This window comes from Shimazuella sp. NTD248 (assembly GCF_059510395.1).
Genome location: NZ_JCAJZT010000003.1, coordinates 37634 through 54174 on the forward strand (window position 1 = coordinate 37634; position 16541 = coordinate 54174).

Sequence of the window (16541 nt, forward strand, 5' to 3'; positions counted from 1 at the left end):
TCGAGATAAGTCCAAAAGCGGCACGATAGATAGAAAAAATTGTAAAAAAGCCGCAGAGGCCCTTTCCATCAAGCACTTCCCAACTCTAATTTTAATTTACCATCAAAAGGTTGGGGTTGTTTTTCCAAATCAATGACATAATCACCAAATCGTTTAATATGTTCGGTCAGATAAGGACTCAATGCACTTATATCTTCTGGGTTTACCGGATTCCCTTCTTTTCTTAACTGTTGTATCACTTCTTTTAAATTCACAACATTTTGAAAAATAATGGCGTTTGCAACCAAGTCTCCATAGTTGATGATTTTCTCTTGTTGTTCAGGGTCATTGTTGGCAATAATTCCAAAACCACCAAAGCATAACCATTGGAAAAACCGTTATAAGCTTCTGCTTTGTTTGTTGCTGTTGTGATCGTACAAAGATGGATATCTGCAATGTATTGGAGCAAGAAAATGGTACGAATCAAACGTCCTAGTTCCTGAAATGCCTGATAGAGTTTGTTTTTTTTGCTGTAGTTTCCTAGCTTTCGTAACAACATGGCAGAAGAAATCTTTCCATGTTTGATGGAGAGAACCACACGGAAAAGATCTTTCCAAAGCAATTGGATTAAATCCCAATCGATCGACTCACTAAAAGAGAGAGTCGATGTGTCTATACTTCGTTTCCGGGCTTGGACGAAAGAAGGTAAGTTTTTTGAAATTCCGAATTTGTGGCATGAGTTTGATACCTAGTAGATGAGATAGACCAAATACAGGTGTCGATTGCCCTTGCGTGTCTGCATGAAGAGTATCTGGTTGCACATCGGATTCGTTTTTTAGTAACTCATCTAAAATATAAACGGCTTCCTATACCCAACAAGGAATAAAATGACTGAACAAGGCGATGTAATTATCTGCAAGGTGATGGTAGGCAATTGCCCCATAAATGCCATACCGAATATGATATTCGGCTCAGAGATTCTCTTCATAAACGTTATAGGGAGTGCCATCAGCAGCGGCGGATTTTCCTGTTCCCCACAACTTGGGTAAAGTCAAAGCCGTGATGGTAATGGTTGATGATGTCCTTCATTGCTTGATCAATCTTTTTTTTTGGTAATATGCCTTTGATTGGTATAAGAGAGAACATTTCCGGTTACATCCTCCTGCATATGTCTAACAGCTTGGAAAGGTCCTAAATTGCATCCGTACGCAAAGGTAGTTAAGATATACCGTTCACGGGGATTTTTTAACTTTGGATCAGAGCTAAATGCTGGATAAAAATGACAAAACCAATTTACCCAGTGTTCTACATTGCATAGAATATCCATTAGATTTCTTTCGGGAAGTCGTTTTTAGTAACTTGTTATACTCCGTTTCTTTACTTTTTTTAATACTAATTTCCTGCTTCGTTGATACTAACATGCTCATTATCCGGTTTCAAAGTCCGTCAGAAGGAAATGAGGGGCTTGTTTTTATATGTATGTACGTTTATACGAAACAGTAAGAATTGTATAAGATCATGCTCAAACAGGAGCCAAAATCAAAATCAGAGATTGCACAGGGACCATTGTGGATGTAAATAGGGTCACTACGTGTTATCAAGTGATGTACAGCAAGAAAAAAGGGGAGCTGGTGCCGTTTGAGGATGTGAAAAAAGTTACCATGTGTTTAGTGATATCTGCTATGCTCAAAGTAGAACAAATAGTCAAAATTTATAAAATTTATTTAAGTTTAAGGAGAAAATCATATTGATCGACGAACGGTTTGTAATACTCGGTGCTGTATTACAGTTTATTGGCTCCATGAGTTATCTAATAGATACTTTAAAAGGTAAGACTCAACCAAACAAAGTTACTTGGGCTTTATGGGTACTCGCTCCATTCATTGCATTTAGCTCCGAAATTAATCAAGGTGTGGGTTTGCCAGCACTGATGACTTTTATGGTGGGTTTTGGTCCATTCCTCATATTCTTGGCATCGTTTGTTAACCGTAAATCTTCATGGAAATTGACAGGTTTGGATATTATCTGTGGTGGACTTTCCATTTTCGGTATCATCTTATGGAAAGTAACAGGAAGTGGTAATTTGGCCATTCTTTTTAGCCTTTTGGCAGATGGGCTGGCAGGTGTCCCTACAGTGATGAAATCGTATAAGAATCCAGAAAGTGAAATTTGGCATGTCTTTTTTTTTGCTATGGTCAATGCGATTATTACCTTACTAGTCATAGATATCTGGAATTTCGCTCACTATGCATTTCCTCTTTATATTTTCGCACTTTGTCCTTGTACTTGTCATACTGATCAAGTTTAAAGTAGGTACAAGGTATAAACCTTAAACAAAGATGGATCAGAAATAACGATAAGTGCTAGGCGTTTAAAAAGGTACCACATTCTGGTTCTCATTACGTAACAAAAACGAACAAAATTTAGACAGACAAGAAATTCAACTTCGAGAAGCTGGTTGCGATAAGGTATTTTGGGAAAAAATCAGTGGAACAAATAAGCATAGACCTGAATTAGATCGAATGTTGGAACAGTTAAGAGAAGGTGATACCGTTATTGTTCCAGACCTAACTCGATTATCCAGTAACCTTAGAGACATGATTGAGTTGGTTAATTTATTCGGAGAAAAGGGTTGCCATTTCATTAGTCTAATAGAAGGCTGGAATTTTAATTTAGGAACAGCAATGGGGAATATGCAGCTTCATCTTTTTGGGATGTTGGCACAATATGAACGGGATCTGATTGCAGAGCGTACCAAGAGGGACTAAGGTCAGCAGCAAAGAAAGGACGTTTCCCAGGAAGACCACAAACAGATAGCGATAAAGTCAAATATGCCAGTTTTCTTTTAGAACAAGGGAATATGACTATGCAAGAAATAGCTGATAAAGAAGGAGTTTCCCGAATGACTTTGTATCGAAAACTGAAAGACGGTCAATCATGACCAGTGGTATTTAATGGAACCATAAAATAGGAATTATCTGATGAACTGGAACAGAAACTGTCTCACTATCTCATAAAAAATTAGGTACCCCTCACTCTTCCCAGAGTGAGGGGTACTGGACTGGAGATTTCGAACGCTAACTGGCTGTCAGCGATTCAGGAGAGCTCCACTTGCTAACAGGATTAACAACTGTCTAGCAAATCATCCAGGTTGAACAGCTCGAAATCAGTCATGACTCGATAGAGTTCATTAGACTTATCAGAACTGCTCATTTGGTAAAGCCGTGTCCCTTACAACAATGGATACATAATCGACACCTCTCGCAGAAGACAGTGAATAGTGGTATTCTCCCACAGTTTCTGCAAATAAGCGTCCTACCTGGAGGCATGTTGCTCCTTTCACTATTGTTTGGAACCCTACAAACTAAATTTTAACATTATTTTCTCTATTGTAAAACAGGGTAATCTAAGTTGGGGTAGAACCAGCATCCGTGCAACGAAGTGCAATCTGTCCAATAAATGGAAATTATCGGAAGGACTAGAGCATGAACCGTTTCATTAGGACTAAAATCAGGTGTCCCCTTGTACGTTCACAAGGAGGCACCTGAGTGACCTCACCGTCATCTGGGTGACAGCGTCCTCCTTGTTGATCGAGGTGGTAGCGGTGCCATTCCCAGGCAGAAGATTGATGAGCTGTCGCATGATTTCCCTCGATACAACTCACTGAACAGGTCATGTTTTCTATGTTGCTATTTATTTTATATGGAGTGAGGAAACAACATCATTCCATGATCCGTTGCCTAGTTTTATCATGGTGAAATCAGAGTATTTTCCTGGTTTCAGTTTCAATTTCTGTCCTTTGTAATTGATGTGTTCGTATAACACAACACTATCAACATCGGATACTTTAGCAGATGACGCAACATCATTCCAATTTTTTTGCCGAATTGCAAGATGACTAGTATCCGATCAAAGAACCATAATTTAACCATTGAGCATAAAAAACGCCACTTGTGTAAGTGGCTCTACAAATACAAATAGGAGTACATAACGATCTACCTAGCATTACGATGAGTCGATAGATGTTTGGTTATGATCGAAAGACCATAACAACCAAAACATCTATCGCCCATTCGTAATGGTTTGGTCAATCAAGCAAGATACTCTGTCAGAAACAATCTTTTGGTTATTTTCAACAGAGTATCTTGCTTGATCTTCGCTCACCACATATACACCTTACGGCATATATGGTTGGGCTTAATCGTTATGTACTCTTGACTATATGGTGTCCTAAATCGGAATCATCATGCACAGATACATATATTTTCCAGTGTGGCCCCTCAATGTGCGAATCGTTCACACGTCACCTATTGACTATCTACTGGCCCTGCGCTTTCGGTTACACTGGGCCTATTACAATTTTCGGGTAGATCAGGCTCCTCACGGTGCCTGATCTACCCGAAAAACTAACCAACTACTTGTTCGATAAGCAGTTGGTTAGTTTTTTCTATTAGTTGCTGGAATGACTAAATTTTGAATATATTATAGGAGCTAATGAATAGTAATTTCAATACGGCTACCGAAAATGAATGTAATTTTATTATTACCAGCTTTGTAAATAAGCTCATCTCCATCTTCATATTGCCCTGCTTCATCAGGTTTTCCTAATGCTTTTTGTACCTCTTGTTTGGTGATATCTTGAAGTCTTTCATCTGCACTGTAGAGTTCGACTACTTTGTTATTTTTTAATACAAAATATGCTTTCCGGCTCTCATAATACATTTGATCGACACTTTTTTCATCTTCAGTTCCCCATTTTTTGTTAATTTCACCCCGTAAGGAACCAAGACCAAATCCGTCACTATTGATAGTTTTACCTTCTATAGCTAGTTGTTTTACTTGTTGAATAAGTTGTTGCGTATTTAATTTAGGATTTGATTCTTCTGTACTCGATGGAGGAGAAGTAGATAGAGATGATTTGGATGTATTATTATTGGTTGAATCTGTTGTGCATCCTATGAGAGATAACATTGATAGAATTGCCAGCGCCAAAAAGAAAGGACGAAAAGAAGATTTTGCCATTTTTTAATTGCTCCTTATAATTATTGTTTTGCTTTTTTAGTATAAAAGACAAAACATTAGCTAAAAAGTGCAAAAAGAAATAAATTATTTCCTCTTTTTCTATCTTATAAGGGAAGTAGCGTATATCTAGGTGTGTCGGTACTCCCCCTTAATTTAAGTAACATGTTATAAATTGCGTTTTAAATGCCCTTAGGAGCAGTGTGCAACACTGCTCTGTTTTTTTATAAATTCCTATCTAATAAAATCCCTACTTGTTCTGCCATTTCACGGGCCGTATAAGGCATTCCATTATTAAACCACCATTCTACTAGCCCTACGTAAGAGGTGACAATAAATTGAAGAATAACTTCTTCCTTTATTCCTTGATTTTTCCCTTTTGCTGCATCCACTTCATCTTTAAATTCTTCGATGAGAAATTCTAGGAACTGACTACGAAATGAAGGAGCTCCTTTACTCGCTAACATCGTGGAAAAGAATAAATAATGACCTTCAAGGTATTCGAACCACGGGAGATTTGCATCTATATATTCCAATTCAGATGACGATTCACATATTTCTCGTAGTTTGTCAATATGTTCTGCAATGAGCTTATCCAGTAAATCATATTTATCCAAATAATGAAGATAGATAGTTCCCCGACTAACATTTGCCCTGTCGGAAATATCTTGTAACGTAATTTCATCAAAACTTTTCTCGGACATCAATTCAATAACTGCTTTTTTTATGGCTTCTTGGCTTTTGGCTATTCTTCTATCCACTTTAGACATTGTAAATCTCCAGCTTTCCTAAAGATATTTAACAATTTTATTAGGTTTGTTCATTACTTAACAAATCGTGTTGAATTGACCATTGTAAGTATTTTGTATCTGTTTATAATTATAGACAGATGTCCATTAATTGATCAATGTTTATTTTGTAAGGGTATCTGGATAAAGAAAGGATTGTGTTGAATCCTCTGAACTCGACTATACAATTTTGAGACTAGGCTGGTTTACCTATGAGGATGAAATCGATCATGAGATAACTCAGAAAGGCGAACCATTTAAAGGGCATGTTATATCTCGAAAGAGTGTTGCTGAGGTGATTGTTAAATTAGCAGTAACGCCAGGATTGAAAGCTCTTCGCAGTTTAGGGGTCAACAAACCAGTGTAATCTGGGGGATTATCCATCCCTTATTGCTTGAAGAAATCAAGGTATTTTTAAGAAAGGGTGTTCTAATATGTCAAATATAAAAGATAAAGTTGTCATCATTACAGGCGCTGTGGGATTGGAGAGGCTACTGTAAAGGAACTTGCTTCGAAAGGTGCGAAGTTGGCGCTAGCAGCTTGTCGTGAGGAACGTTTAAAGCAATTACAAGAAGAAATCAAGAACAATGGTGGTCAAGCCATTTATAAAGTGGTAGATGTGACTTCGCATGAACAAATGGAACAACTGGCTGAGTTAGCTCTAAACGAGTTTGGAAAAATTGATGTTTTGGTCAATAATGCCGGAGTCATGCCGCATTCCTTCCTTTACAAGAAAAAAATTGATGATTGGAACAAGATGATTGATGTAAACATTAAGGGAGTTCTTTATGGAATCGCAGCTGTACTTCCAACAATGAGAGAACAAAAATCAGGGCATATCATTAATCTTTCATCTGTCAGGACACTTTGTTGGAGCTGGAAGCACTGTCTATGCCGGAACCAAGTTTGCTGTACGTGCTATTTCAGAGGGTCTTCGTAAAGAAGAAGCTGGAAACAATATTCGTTCCACTATTATCTCGCCTGGAGCAGTTACGACTGAATTGACAAATTCGATTACAGATATGGATCTGAAACCAGGAATCGATAAAATTTATGAAGGTGCAATTGATGCTGAATCAATAGCTCGTGCCATTGATTTTGCTATTGAACAACCTTCCGATGTAGCAGTTAACGAAATGATTATCCGTCCTACATCACAAGAACAGTAATTCATTATAATTTGTTCATTAATGGACAAATTAAGCCAACTGCGGATTATAAATTAAATTAAGGAGGACATGCAATGAAAGACGTTATACTTTTGACAGGTGCAGGACAGATTGGAATGGCGATAGCTAGAAGAATCGGTTTTGGTAAGAAAATTATTATTGGTGATAAGAATCTAGATAATGCCAAAACTATTTCGAAAATTATGAAAGATACCGGATTTGATGTGGTACCTGTCGAAACGGACATTTCTTCCAGAGAATCTATTTTAAATTTGATTGCAGAAGGTCAGAAGTATGGTGAAATCACTGTTCTTATCAATGCAGCCGGCGTGTCACCTAGTCAGGCACCTATTGAAACCATTTTGAAGGTGGATTTGTACGGAACTTCAGTATTGCTGGAGGAAGTAGGAAAGGTCATAGCTTATGGAGGCGTAGGTGTGACAATTTCCAGTCAGTCTGGACACAGAATGCCTCAATTGGGAGTTGAAATTGATGAACAGCTAGCAACGACACCGACTGAAGAACTCCTTAGTTTGGAAATTCTTCGTCCAGAAAATATCAAGGATACGTTGCATGCTTATCAAATGGCGAAACGGTGTAATGTGAAGCGCGTTATGTTTGAATCTATTCGTTGGGGGGAAAGAAACGCTCGCATCAATTCCATTTCTCCGGGGATTATCGTAACGCCATTGGCTATAGACGAGTTCAATGGTCCAAGAGGAGAGTTCTATAAGAATATGTTTGCCAAGTGCCCTGCCGGACGACCAGGAACAGCTGATGAGGTTGCAAATGTTGCGGAGCTGCTGATGATGCCGCAGGGAGTTTTCATCACCGGAACTGATTTCCTAATTGACGGTGGAGCTACGGCTTCTTATTTTTACGGACCACTAAAATCAGCTGAATAATATAATCGTTCGACTGTTGAAGTAGGTTAATAATAAAAAATAAAGCTATTGGAGGAATTAAATTAAATATGACAAAACATGAGGAAGTAAAAAATGGTGTTATTTTTCCAGTAGGCGAAAAAAATGAAGCATTTGCACAATTTTTCGTAGGACAAAGTTATCTTAAAGGATTAGTTTCTGATCCTAAAGTAAATGTTGGTGTGGGGAATGTTACCTTTGAACCAGGATGCCGAAATAACTGGCATATTCACCGTAGTGGATTTCAAATTTTACTTGTAACTGGCGGCGAAGGTTGGTATCAAGAAGAGGGAAAAACAGCTCAGTTTTTAAAAGCTGGTGATGTGATAGTCACTTATGATGGTGTGAAACACTGGCATGGTGCTACAAAAGATAGCTGGTTTGAACACATTGCAATCACTGCAGGAATTCCGGAATGGTCAGAACCTGTTGATGATGAATGGTATAACAAGTTATAAAACTTTTGCATCAAATTAATTGATTCGATGTGTTAGTCACTTTAAAAAGATACATTGTGACTTTATGGGAAAATTCAAACCTGAAGTGATTGTGATGACCATAACCAAGTGTTATTAGAATTAATTGCTGGAGTTGCTGAAAGTAAGAATGCAACTCATAATACTGAGGTGGATAATCCTCGTTTGAAATAATTGTTAACCGGTCTATTCTTAACACTTGGAGGATTCGATTCAACTTCGTTGTTCCAATATCCTGATATTCAAATTTTTCATCCTTTGAAATCTTCATCTGAGAAACACCCAATTTCTCGGTCAGCTGTTCTTGGGTAATACCTCTGTAGACACGCATTTTTTTCAAAAAAGATCCCAATTGACTCATCGTAACGGTTTCTTGATCAAAATCACCCTGTTTCATACATTTCAATGTCATATTTTAAAGAGTAATAAATTTTGTTAATAGCCATGAGTGAAATATCAATTTTTGTTTGATCATACCCTTGATTAGTCAAATTTTCTGTAATATATCTCCTTTTTTATAAAATTCGAGAAATACATCTTGATAATACGACCGTTTGGAACCGTTCGGCTAAAAAAGCCGATGCCCTTTGTCGAAAAGGGAGCGATGCGTGCAACTACAGTTGATGAAGCAGTTTCAACAAGCACAGTAGTAGTCACCTGTGTGTTCGATTACAAAGCATTGAAAGAAATCCTTAATCCTGTAAGAGCCTGCCTCTCTGATCGAGTTATCATCAATCTCACTTCTGGGATATCGGAAGAAGCGCGTGAGATGGCCCTAGGATAGCCTTCCATAGCGGAGATTGTGGATTGTTGAATGGATTTACCGGTGGTGGATTTCACTTTGGAGGCTAGTTCTGTCTGTTTCCATCCTAAATCCAATCGACGATGGAGAATCACTCTTCACAGAGTAACTTTCTATAAAATCCTTTACACTAAACCTCATTTAACACTTGAAAAACATTGTTCACTTTGCATTCTAATCGCTTAACTTCGTGCCGTACGTTTTAGCCATCATTCGTTCCCACAGAGGGATAAACTGTTTGATCAAAGGTCCAATAGTCAGTGCTGTTAGCAGTGTACCGATAGAAACTGGTCCTCCAAACAAAAAGCCCAGCAATGTGACTGTGCATTCAATTCCGATTCGGGTTTTGCTGATGCTCCAGCCCATTCGTTCATGTAAGACCAACATAAAGCTATCGCGTGGTCCTGCCCCGATTCGTGGTGAGATGTACATACCCGTACCGAATGTATAAATAAGCAAACCAGCAGTAAACAAGAAGATTTGTTCGATGATGGTCTCTCCAGAAGGAAGCCATTTTAACCACATGAATAAGTCTATAAACACGCCAAAGAAAAACATGTTTAAAAACATACCTATATTTGGCTTGATTTTACCAATGAAATAAGTCGCGAGTATGATGATGGCTCCCATGATTTGCGACCACATCCCGATGGTAAGTCCAAACGTCTTTTGTAATCCGATATGCAGTGTGTCCCATGGAGCAACACCTAAATTAGCTTCAATCATCATGCCGATTCCATATCCCATGACTGCCAATCCGAGCATGAACATACCATAGCGAACCAACATTGGATGAAGCAAAAACTTTTTTTTCATAATGAATTTCCCCTTCATGAATATCTTTTCTAAAGGTGTAGGGAGGTGATTGAGCAAATACTATTTCTGTTTTTAAATGAATGGTGAGCTGCTTTCTTCTGTTGAAGTATTTTGTTACTTGTTGAACTGTCACAAGGGGAATGATACTTTTTGTACAGGACAATCGCTTTTTGTATGGAATTATTTTAGTTTTAAATTATCTATGCTATTTTTATATAAGGAAGGTTACTTGTCAACATATTTTGGATAATTTAACGTATGGGAAAATAGGATTTTAAAGGTACTATATGGATTGTAAAAGTAGTGGGATTATAGATGATAAGGATTGGCCAAAAAATTAATGGTATTTCAATGTGCGATTTGCAAGAACTGATGCGATGAAGATGAAAACAAATATGTCATGATAAATGGCTGCTTTGTATGTGTGGAATGTGAACAGCAGATGGAGAAGAACAGGTTGAAGGGGAAAACAGACATGAGTGAAGATATGGAGTTCTTTAAGTGCTCTGTGAATTTGTAAAGTTTGCTAGGTATTTTTCTGTAAGAGTGACACCATGATGTAAGTACTGTTATCGCCAGTGACCACACAGAGAGATTCCCCGATGAAAGAGCAGAATTCAGATGTTGTCAGCCTCATTCTTTCGTCAAAGGTGCTGGTTCATTGGAGCTTGAACCCTTGAGGCGACAAACCCAAAAAGCCCATTAGAGTGAGATGTAGATGTATCCCAAGCTTCCATATGGGAAATATTCGGTAATTCTTACAATAAGAAAAATGTTTTTTTGAATAAAATCAAATTATAATAGAATTAACAAAAAGGGATGTCAGAATATGCATTTGTGTGATATTTTTCTAGTTATTTTTTTAGCCTTTGTTTTTGGATATTTGGCTTATTGTGCTTATATTGCGTATAAAACTCTAGAAAACAAAAGCCGATTTAAAGGGTACAATTACTCTCCTCGATCCCAAAGGACGACTACAGTTCGAATGATTCGTATAATAATGATTATTCTGATTAATTTTTGTGCTACACTCGAAAAAACTGATTTAGCTATATCTCCTGAACTACTTAAAGTTGGGGTGTTCCGACAAATTTGTTAAGTCAACTCTACTCCAAAGGAAGTGAAAAAAATTGATTATGGGTGTATTATTTGCTAGTTTTCTTCTGATTTTTCTTATTTGGACAAATGTAGAGAAGCATTCAAAAGCTTCCGTTATTCTTTCTAAGATATCAATCGGAGTCGCTTTGTTGTTTATTATTGGAACTATATTTTTTACCATTATCGCCATTTTTTTGTTCCGATTAGATCCTTTGACTTAATACACTTCTAGTTGACCATAGATGAAGTTTGGTATGCCATGAAGAGCACACCGAATGAGTATTTGCTTTTGATAATGATAAAGCTGGCGCAAAAGCAGTTAAAGTACTTATACTAGAGAAAATTCTTTATGGAAAAGAAGTAATCATCATCATAGATGAATGTTTGCTATGACTAGAGTAATGGATTAGAGCACGGTGCTCTGCTGATAGGTTACGATCAAGGGTAAATATATTTATGCAAAAGATGCGTACTTCTCTGCTTTTCGTATTATTTCTCCTCAGTTTGCAGTACATTTTAATGTAATTATCGTAAGTTCAGGTTTACAATGAAAACGGATAGGCACGCGAGTTAGTCCAATACCTCTTGTCGTATAAACTTGATAGTGGCTATCTTTAACTCTATTTAAACCATAGGGGTATTTTTGTGAATATGGAGGCGTATAAAGAGCTCCTATTAGAGGGATTCGGACTTGTCCGCCATGGCTATGTCCAGATAGTTGTAAATCGATAGGATAGTGATAAAATTCATCTGCGAAATCCGGCTCATGGGATAGAAGGATAGTGCAAGAATCTTTTGGAATACCACGTAATGCTTTCTGTATGTCTGCCTCTCCAACCCAAGGATCATCAATTCCAGCGATATAAAGGTTATCGGTATGTCTATTTATTGATATATGTTCATTTAGCAAAAGTTGAAATCCGGCTTTTTTCAAAACACGTTTAACGGATAGCTGATTGGACCAATTATCGTGATTTCCTAAAACAGCATACTTTCCATAAGGAGCTTCTACTTGAGACAATAGCTTTGTCGTTTTTATGATCTTACTTGGAGCTTCATCAAATAAGTCGCCTGTGAAGCAGATACAGTCAGGTACTTCATTTTGAATAGCGTAGATGAGGGGAGATAGATCGTCTATCTCAAGATGAAAGCCCAAGTGTAGATCACTAAAGTGACAGATGGTAAAATTATGAAAACTGGTGGGCAAGTGTGGAAGAGTAATATCGATTTTGGTTGTTTCCAATTGATATGGTTCAATCCATCGGGAGTATGCACCTGTCAAAGTAGGAATACCTATTACTCCTGCTATATAATAAAAACTTCGTTTGATAAAGTCTCTACGATTAATATTTTGATTTGTTGTTTTGTGTATGGTGGGTTTTAGATTCATTTTCCTGCTTGACCTCGCTTTAGTAGATACTACTATAGGTTATGAATGTTACACGGGTATTACGTCATAAAATCCCAAAATAGTAGCTGTTAGCAGGAAATTAGGAATACTCGGATTAAGTGGAATTTATCAATCAACGAAATAAAGAGATGCTACTGTTAACCAACAAATATCTCTCGACATTTTTGGGGATAGTAGCATCTCTTTACTAATTAGATAATTGTATTTTTCTTTACAAACACATTTTTAGAATTTCGTACACATTTTGCTGGGTAACGGGTTTAAAACGTCCTGTGGTGCCATTTGGCGCAGCTTTTTGGGCCATATCTTGTAGTCGTTCTTCATTAATTTCATAATCTGCTAGATGACTCGGTGCTCCAATACTGTTCCAATAAGCACGGAGTTTTTCGATACCTTCTAGGGCTATTTCAAGATCGGATTTATTGGCAGGATTAACTCCGAAGACACGAATTGCCAGTTGTTTCATTTTCGGAGCAGTAGAATCTAGATTGTATTTAATCCAATTCGGGAAGATGATGGCAAGTCCACCGCCATGAGGAATATCGTAGATAGCTGAAACTGCGTGTTCAATCTGATGTGTTCCCCAATCTCCTATCATCCCCATACTGAGTGTTCCGTTTAAAGCCATTGTACCGCAGTAAAGAATCGATTCTCTGGCCTCGTAATCTTCTGGATTCTCGATTGCTTTTGGTGCTGCTTCCATTACGGTGCGTAGGATTGCTTCTGAAAATCCTTCATTTAATGGAACATTAGGTGAATCGCTAAAATATTGTTCCAATACGTGTGACATGATGTCTACAACACCATAAACGGTTTGATTTTGTGGCACAGAGAAAGTATGTACTGGATCGAGAATGGAGAACCGTGGAAATACATGAGGAGAACCCCAGCCTATTTTTTCTTGTGTTTCCCAATTGGTGATGACTGATCCTGCATTCATCTCCGAACCAGTTGCAGCAAGTGTTAAGACAGTACCGAATGGTAATGCATCTGCGGCATGTGTTTTTTTTGTGATGATATCCCATATATTACCATCAAATTTAGCACCTGCGGCGATCGCTTTTGTCCCGTCGATGACACTGCCTCCACCAACAGCTAAAATAAAATCAATTTTTTCGCTTTTACATATATCAATACCCTTTTGTACAGTGGAAAGTCTTGGGTTTGGCTCTACTCCGCTCAGTTCAAAAACAGAAGCATCGATTTTTGCTAATTGTTCTTGTACTTGGTCATAGAGACCATTTCGTTTGATACTACCTCCACCATAGACAAGCAGTACCTTTGTACCATAAGTTTTTATTTCATTAGATAGATGAGATAATTGACCACGACCAAAAATTAATGTGGTAGGGTTTTGGTAAATAAATGGTTCCATTTATGTTGGTCACCTCTTTCATTTATATGGGTTAATTATATCGTACCCAGGAAGGGAACAAAAATAAACGATAACTCATAATTTATTCAAAAGTTCGTTTGACCGTATACAAAGAAGGAGATTACAATAATATTCAAACAAGTATTTGAATGAAGGGGTCATTTGATTGGATAACGATGTTTGTTCTACTCCTTGTGTAGAAAGTGAAAAAGTAAAAGAGATTTCTGAACGGCTAAAACAGGAGGATTTTGAAGGAACAACAGAATTGTATCGGGCATTGGCAGATGAAAATAGGTTGAAAATTGCTTATGCACTGCTTTTAGAGGAGGAGTTATGTGTATGTGAGATTGCAAATGCAATAGGGACTTCTGTTGCTACAGCTTCCCATCATCTACGTTTTCTTCGTAAAAAAGGCTTAGCAAAACATCGCAAGTTAGGAAAGATGGTGTATTATTCGCTAGATGATGATCATGTGAAACAAATGGTGGAAATAGCTTTTATCCATCGAAAAGAGGGAAGATGTAATGGGTAGAGATGAGCAAGTAGCAGTATACCGAATAGAAGGATTGAGTTGTTCTTCTTGCGCCAAAAAGTTTGAAGATAATGTCAACCGAATTTCAACCGTTTCAGAAGCAAAAGTTAACTTCGGAGCTGCTACCCTAACCGTATGCGGGATTGCAACGATTCGAGACTTAGAAAAAGCAGGGTCCTTTGACCATTTACAATTGGTTCCCAGACATGAAGAATTTGAAAAAAAAGCTTGGTATCGACAAAGACAATACCAACAGCTTCTCCTATCTATTATTTTTTTACTCAGCGGATTTATTACTCATATGATAGATGGGGAGCAAAATCAGTTTGGCATCTTATTCTATATTTTAGCTGCATTGGTTGGAGGAAGTACACTTTTTGTTGAAGGTCTTAAAAATTTCATTCAGCTGCGATTTGATATGACCACTTTAATGACCATAGCAATTCTGGGTGCTTTTGCTATAGGGGAATGGAGTGAAGGTGCTACTGTTGTTATTTTATTTGCAATAAGTGAAACGCTAGAACGTTTTTCTCTTGATCGAGCAAGAAAATCTATTCGATCATTGGTTGATTTGTCACCAAAAGAAGCATGGATAAAAAAAGATGGAGAAGAAAAGTGTGTCCCTATTCTTGATGTAAAAGTAGGAGATATTTGTGTTATTAAGGCAGGACAAAAAATAGCAATTGATGGTAAAGTCATCAAAGGAGTTTCATCTATTAATCAATCTGCGATAACTGGTGAGTCTATTCCAGTAGTCAAACAATTAGGGGACGAGGTATTCGCTGGAACGTTAAATGAAGAAGGATATCTAGAGGTAGAAGTGACCAAAAAAGCAACGGACACTACTTTATCAAAAATTATACAGTTAGTAGAAGAAGCCCAAGCAAATCGTGCACCATCACAGGCGTTTATTGATCAATTTGCAAAATATTATACACCAGCGATTTTAGTTCTCGCTATCTTATTAGCAGTTGTTCCCCCTCTATTTCAAGGAGATTGGCTTACTTGGATTTATCGAGGATTAACAGTACTGGTGGTTGGTTGTCCCTGTGCATTGGTAATTTCCACACCTGTTGCCATCGTTACATCGATTGGAAATGCGGCTAGAAATGGTGTGCTTATCAAAGGTGGAGTATATTTAGAAGAATTAAGTACCATACAAACGGTAGCTTTTGATAAAACTGGTACATTGACTCGAGGAAAACCAGAGGTTACGGACTATCTATCGTTTAGTAATAGGGATGAAAGATCGGTTCTTGAAATCGCCACTACTTTAGAAAGTGGTTCTACACATCCTCTCGCTGCTTCTATTACCCGTTATGCGAATGAACATCATATCATTCCAAAAGAAAATATAGAATCCTTTCAATCCCATACGGGAAGAGGGGTTGAGGGAAGCCTTTATGGGATACGGCATTTCATAGGAAGTCCTTCTTGGTTTGAGAATAAATTGACACCAGAAGTCATCTCAAAAATTTCTTCTTATCAACAACAGGGGAAAACGGTGGTGTTATTAGGTACAGAAAATGAAATTTTGGGTGGATTTGCCATTGCAGATCAAGTCAGAGAGAAGAGCAAACAGGTGATCCAAGCATTAAATCAAGTTGGTGTTGGACATATTGTTATGCTTACTGGAGATAACGAGCAAACTGCCAGAGGAATTGCACATCATTTGGGAATAAAGGAGGTTAAATCAGATTTAATGCCAGAAGGCAAACAAAAATATCTCAAAAGTTTGCGAGATACAGGTAAATCTGTAGCTATGGTGGGAGATGGAGTAAATGATGCCCCAGCATTAGCAGTATCGCATGTAGGAATTGCAATGGGTGGGGCTGGTTCAGATACTGCTCTAGAAACGGCAGATATGGTATTGATGGCAGACGATTTAGAAAAGCTGCCCTTTGTTATTCGTTTAAGCCGATTTACCAAGCGGATAATTGGACAGAATATTACGGTGGCATTAGGTTTAAAATTACTTGCATTGCTTCTCATTATACCAGGGATGCTTACTCTATGGTTAGCGGTGTTTGCCGACATGGGTGCAACTGTTCTGGTTACCTTCAATGCACTTCGTCTCTTACGTGGGAAATAGTTGATTTCCTAACCGAACTTCTAGTATATAACCTCTACTTTTTAGGAAGCATTTTCAACTG

15 protein-coding genes and 4 pseudogenes are annotated in these 16541 nt (G+C 37.7%); 11 read left to right on the top strand and 8 right to left on the bottom strand.

The window, feature by feature from the left end; translation table 11 throughout:
• Positions 1 to 68: 68 nt before the first annotated feature.
• Positions 69 to 1330: pseudogene (locus AC5WOE_RS07400) on the bottom strand (Tn3 family transposase); the annotation flags it as partial.
• Between the two features lie 396 nt (positions 1331 to 1726).
• Here AC5WOE_RS07400 and AC5WOE_RS07405 point away from each other — a divergent pair.
• From AC5WOE_RS07405 to AC5WOE_RS07415, 3 genes and pseudogenes are all read left to right on the top strand, one after another.
• Positions 1727 to 2287, top strand: coding sequence for a hypothetical protein (locus tag AC5WOE_RS07405; protein ID WP_496052255.1), 561 nt, complete (start codon positions 1727 to 1729; stop codon positions 2285 to 2287).
• Positions 2288 to 2417: 130 nt separating this feature from the next.
• A complete protein-coding gene (locus AC5WOE_RS07410; RefSeq protein ID WP_496049975.1) occupies positions 2418 to 2747 on the top strand; it encodes a recombinase family protein in 330 nt (109 codons plus the stop codon).
• A gap of 89 nt (positions 2748 to 2836) precedes the next feature.
• Positions 2837 to 2920 (top strand): annotated as a pseudogene (locus AC5WOE_RS07415) (helix-turn-helix domain-containing protein); the annotation flags it as partial.
• Positions 2921 to 3672: 752 nt separating this feature from the next.
• Here AC5WOE_RS07415 and AC5WOE_RS07420 read toward each other — a convergent pair.
• The 3 genes from AC5WOE_RS07420 to AC5WOE_RS07430 all read right to left on the bottom strand — a co-directional run bounded on the left by AC5WOE_RS07420 (position 3673) and on the right by AC5WOE_RS07430 (position 5768).
• Positions 3673 to 3867, bottom strand: a complete 195-nt coding sequence (locus AC5WOE_RS07420; RefSeq protein WP_496052490.1) for a beta/gamma crystallin-related protein — start codon at positions 3865 to 3867, stop codon at positions 3673 to 3675.
• 603 nt (positions 3868 to 4470) lie between these two features.
• Positions 4471 to 5001 (bottom strand): DUF4309 domain-containing protein, encoded by a 531-nt coding sequence (locus AC5WOE_RS07425; protein WP_496049903.1) that lies wholly within the window; start codon positions 4999 to 5001, stop codon positions 4471 to 4473.
• Between the two features lie 221 nt (positions 5002 to 5222).
• Complete coding sequence (locus AC5WOE_RS07430; RefSeq protein ID WP_496052256.1) at positions 5223 to 5768, bottom strand: TetR/AcrR family transcriptional regulator; 546 nt, start codon at positions 5766 to 5768, stop codon at positions 5223 to 5225.
• Between the two features lie 184 nt (positions 5769 to 5952).
• Between AC5WOE_RS07430 and AC5WOE_RS07435 the strand changes: the two are divergent.
• From AC5WOE_RS07435 to AC5WOE_RS07450, 4 genes and pseudogenes are all read left to right on the top strand, one after another.
• A pseudogene (locus AC5WOE_RS07435) lies at positions 5953 to 6153 on the top strand (NAD(P)H-binding protein); the annotation flags it as partial.
• Positions 6154 to 6220: 67 nt separating this feature from the next.
• Positions 6221 to 6955 (top strand): annotated as a pseudogene (locus AC5WOE_RS07440) (SDR family oxidoreductase).
• Between the two features lie 74 nt (positions 6956 to 7029).
• Positions 7030 to 7860 carry an SDR family oxidoreductase gene (locus tag AC5WOE_RS07445; RefSeq protein ID WP_496052257.1) on the top strand — a complete coding sequence of 277 codons (831 nt, stop codon included), beginning with the start codon at positions 7030 to 7032 and terminating at the stop codon, positions 7858 to 7860.
• A 68-nt stretch (positions 7861 to 7928) separates the two neighbouring features.
• Positions 7929 to 8336, top strand: coding sequence for a cupin domain-containing protein (locus AC5WOE_RS07450; RefSeq protein WP_496049907.1), 408 nt, complete (start codon positions 7929 to 7931; stop codon positions 8334 to 8336).
• A 10-nt stretch (positions 8337 to 8346) separates the two neighbouring features.
• Here the strand turns inward: AC5WOE_RS07450 and AC5WOE_RS07455 are convergent, their stop codons facing one another.
• Positions 8347 to 8751, bottom strand: coding sequence for a helix-turn-helix domain-containing protein (locus AC5WOE_RS07455; RefSeq protein WP_496052258.1), 405 nt, complete (start codon positions 8749 to 8751; stop codon positions 8347 to 8349).
• Between the two features lie 141 nt (positions 8752 to 8892).
• Here AC5WOE_RS07455 and AC5WOE_RS07460 point away from each other — a divergent pair, with 141 nt between their 5' ends.
• Positions 8893 to 9138 carry a hypothetical protein gene (locus AC5WOE_RS07460; protein WP_496049909.1) on the top strand — a complete coding sequence of 82 codons (246 nt, stop codon included), beginning with the start codon at positions 8893 to 8895 and terminating at the stop codon, positions 9136 to 9138.
• A 192-nt stretch (positions 9139 to 9330) separates the two neighbouring features.
• On the opposite strand, the gene AC5WOE_RS07465 is transcribed toward AC5WOE_RS07460, so the two are convergent.
• Positions 9331 to 9972: a YczE/YyaS/YitT family protein gene (locus AC5WOE_RS07465; protein ID WP_496049910.1), complete on the bottom strand. Its 642-nt coding sequence runs from the start codon at positions 9970 to 9972 to the stop codon at positions 9331 to 9333.
• Between the two features lie 1130 nt (positions 9973 to 11102).
• Between AC5WOE_RS07465 and AC5WOE_RS07470 the strand changes: the two genes are divergently transcribed.
• Positions 11103 to 11291, top strand: coding sequence for a hypothetical protein (locus tag AC5WOE_RS07470; RefSeq protein ID WP_496052259.1), 189 nt, complete (start codon positions 11103 to 11105; stop codon positions 11289 to 11291).
• Between the two features lie 278 nt (positions 11292 to 11569).
• Here AC5WOE_RS07470 and AC5WOE_RS07475 read toward each other — a convergent pair whose 3' ends face one another.
• Positions 11570 to 12460, bottom strand: coding sequence for a metallophosphoesterase (locus AC5WOE_RS07475; protein WP_496052260.1), 891 nt, complete (start codon positions 12458 to 12460; stop codon positions 11570 to 11572).
• 232 nt (positions 12461 to 12692) lie between these two features.
• Positions 12693 to 13856 carry an iron-containing alcohol dehydrogenase gene (locus tag AC5WOE_RS07480; RefSeq protein ID WP_496052261.1) on the bottom strand — a complete coding sequence of 388 codons (1164 nt, stop codon included), beginning with the start codon at positions 13854 to 13856 and terminating at the stop codon, positions 12693 to 12695.
• 166 nt (positions 13857 to 14022) lie between these two features.
• On the opposite strand from AC5WOE_RS07480, the gene AC5WOE_RS07485 reads away from it, so the two are divergent.
• Together AC5WOE_RS07485 and AC5WOE_RS07490 are read left to right on the top strand one after the other, a co-directional pair.
• Positions 14023 to 14388 carry an ArsR/SmtB family transcription factor gene (locus AC5WOE_RS07485; protein WP_496049913.1) on the top strand — a complete coding sequence of 122 codons (366 nt, stop codon included), beginning with the start codon at positions 14023 to 14025 and terminating at the stop codon, positions 14386 to 14388.
• The gene (locus tag AC5WOE_RS07490) at positions 14381 to 16480 is read left to right on the top strand and encodes a heavy metal translocating P-type ATPase (RefSeq protein ID WP_496052262.1); all 2100 of its coding nucleotides are present in this window, start codon (positions 14381 to 14383) and stop codon (positions 16478 to 16480) included. Before AC5WOE_RS07485 ends, AC5WOE_RS07490 begins: the two co-directional genes overlap by 8 nt.
• The last annotated feature ends 61 nt before the right edge of the window (positions 16481 to 16541 follow it).

What these genes read in the sequence shown, in the direction of transcription:
- AC5WOE_RS07480 (WP_496052261.1), bottom strand. Translation starts at nt 13,856, where the DNA reads ATGGAACCATTTATTTACCAAAACCCTACCACATTAATTTTTGGTCGT.
- AC5WOE_RS07490 (WP_496052262.1), top strand. Translation starts at nt 14,381, where the DNA reads ATGGGTAGAGATGAGCAAGTAGCAGTATACCGAATAGAAGGATTGAGT.
- AC5WOE_RS07475 (WP_496052260.1), bottom strand. Translation starts at nt 12,460, where the DNA reads ATGAATCTAAAACCCACCATACACAAAACAACAAATCAAAATATTAAT.
- AC5WOE_RS07465 (WP_496049910.1), bottom strand. Translation starts at nt 9,972, where the DNA reads ATGAAAAAAAAGTTTTTGCTTCATCCAATGTTGGTTCGCTATGGTATG.
- AC5WOE_RS07430 (WP_496052256.1), bottom strand. Translation starts at nt 5,768, where the DNA reads ATGTCTAAAGTGGATAGAAGAATAGCCAAAAGCCAAGAAGCCATAAAA.
- AC5WOE_RS07450 (WP_496049907.1), top strand. Translation starts at nt 7,929, where the DNA reads ATGACAAAACATGAGGAAGTAAAAAATGGTGTTATTTTTCCAGTAGGC.
- AC5WOE_RS07445 (WP_496052257.1), top strand. Translation starts at nt 7,030, where the DNA reads ATGAAAGACGTTATACTTTTGACAGGTGCAGGACAGATTGGAATGGCG.
- AC5WOE_RS07455 (WP_496052258.1), bottom strand. Translation starts at nt 8,751, where the DNA reads ATGAAACAGGGTGATTTTGATCAAGAAACCGTTACGATGAGTCAATTG.
- AC5WOE_RS07425 (WP_496049903.1), bottom strand. Translation starts at nt 5,001, where the DNA reads ATGGCAAAATCTTCTTTTCGTCCTTTCTTTTTGGCGCTGGCAATTCTA.